At 66.2% G+C, this 1,791-nt stretch carries 1 protein-coding gene and 1 riboswitch; the gene reads right to left on the reverse strand.

What is annotated here, in order from left to right; all coding sequences use genetic code 11:
• Positions 1-1,126: glycine dehydrogenase (locus tag V6M49_RS19790; RefSeq protein WP_442959775.1), on the reverse strand; the 1,126-nt coding region annotated here is incomplete at its 3' end.
• A 161-nt stretch (positions 1,127-1,287) separates the two neighbouring features.
• A riboswitch (glycine riboswitch) is annotated at positions 1,288-1,385 on the reverse strand.
• Between the last annotated feature and the right edge of the window lie 406 nt (positions 1,386-1,791).

A 1,791-nucleotide genomic window follows, 5' to 3' on the forward strand; every position in this document is an offset into this window, starting at 1 on the left:
CCTTCAGGGACGCGGCGATGGTTGCAGCGTGGCTGTGGACCTGCTCGGCGATTGCCTTGAGGCCGTCGGGGCCGTGGTAGACGGCGTAGAACGAGGAGACGATGGCCAGCAGTGCCTGCGCGGTGCAGATGTTGGACGTGGCCTTCTCGCGGCGGATGTGCTGCTCACGGGTCTGCAGCGCCAGCCGGTAAGCGGGGGTCCCGGCGTCGTCCTTGGACACTCCGACCAGGCGGCCGGGCATGGACCGCTCCAGGCCCTTCGCCACGGCCATGTAGGCCGCGTGCGGGCCGCCGAAGAACAAAGGCACACCAAAACGCTGGGTCGAACCCACGGCGATATCCGCGCCCTGCTCCCCGGGAGGGGTGATCAGCGTCAGGGCCAACAGGTCCGCGGCGACCGTGACCAGCGCGCCGCGTTCCTTGGCTTCCTTGATGACGTCGGCGTGGTTGAAGACCCGGCCGGAAACACCAGGCTGCTGCAGCACAACACCGTTGATAACGCCGTCGGGCAGGCCCTGGGACAGGTCGGCGACCTCCACCTCGAACCCGAGGGCCTCGGCGCGGCCCTTCACGATGGCGATGGTCTGCGGCAGGCAGTCCGCATCCAGGACGGTCTTGCCGTCGCGGGCGTCCTTGTTCTTGTTTGCCCGGCGCATCATCAGCACAGCCTCGGCCACGGCGGTGGCTTCATCGAGCAGCGACGCGTTCGCGATGGGCAGGCCGACGAGGTCCTGGACCATGGTCTGGAAGTTCAGCAGCGCCTCGAGGCGGCCCTGGGAAATCTCCGGCTGGTACGGGGTGTAGGCCGTGTACCAGGCCGGGGCTTCGAGGATGTTCCGCCGGATCACCGCAGGCGTGACGGTGTCGTAGTAGCCCTGGCCGATCATCTGCACGGCCGTCTTGTTCTTCGCCGCGAGCTTCCGCAGCTCGGCAAGGACCTCAACCTCACTCAGGGCGTCCTTGAGGGCCAGCGGCTTGGCCTGGCGGATGGAGTCGGGGACGGCAACGTCCACGAGGCCGTCAACGCTGTCATAGCCAACGGCCTTGAGCATGGAGTCGATATCGGCCTGGCGGCGGGCACCAATATGCCGATCGGCAAAGGTGGAAGGGGACGACTGGATGGTCATGAAGGAACTCCATAATTCAGGTGGCGCGCTGGGTACGCCACATTGATTCGGGTTCCTCCCCGCTCTGTATTGGACCTGAGAGTTTCCGCGCCCACCTGCTTGCCGCAGGGTGACGCTTGCACCGTCGGTGAGCCCGTTGCCGGACTACTTTCCAGAGTTGCCTAACCGCGGCGGTACGTGGGCCTGAGAGATTCCCGGAGAGGATTTGCTCCTACGGCGCCTGCTGAACGTACCGGCAGGACTCTCCCGCCGCAGATCAAAAGCATGTGTCATTTTGTCCGTGACACGTCTCACAGGTTAGCCGGATTCTGGGCCGCGTGCAAGGCAGGGAGCGTGGATGCCAGTGCTACGTGGACGGCGGTTCCGCCGAGGACGCTCACGATGGCGTTGCGCCGCCAGAGGTGGAGGCCGGCGGTGGCGATGAGCCCCGCAGCGACTGCGGCGGCAACCGGCGACCGGCGTCAGGGATACGGGGGTGCGCCGCACTATGTAGTGCGGGTGCCTCTGCGCCCACACGGTGACACGCGGTGACGTGGCGGATGGCGGTGCGAAACCCTGCCGCTTACATGGGAAAGTCACGGGAACCCGGCTCTCTTTATCCTGCCTCTCGGCGAACAACCCCACGAGGGCCCGCGGCGACGTAGCATCAAGGTAGAGGCAGCCAG

The sequence above is a fragment of the Pseudarthrobacter sp. genome, assembly GCF_036675385.1.
In the GTDB taxonomy this organism is placed as follows: domain Bacteria; phylum Actinomycetota; class Actinomycetes; order Actinomycetales; family Micrococcaceae; genus Arthrobacter.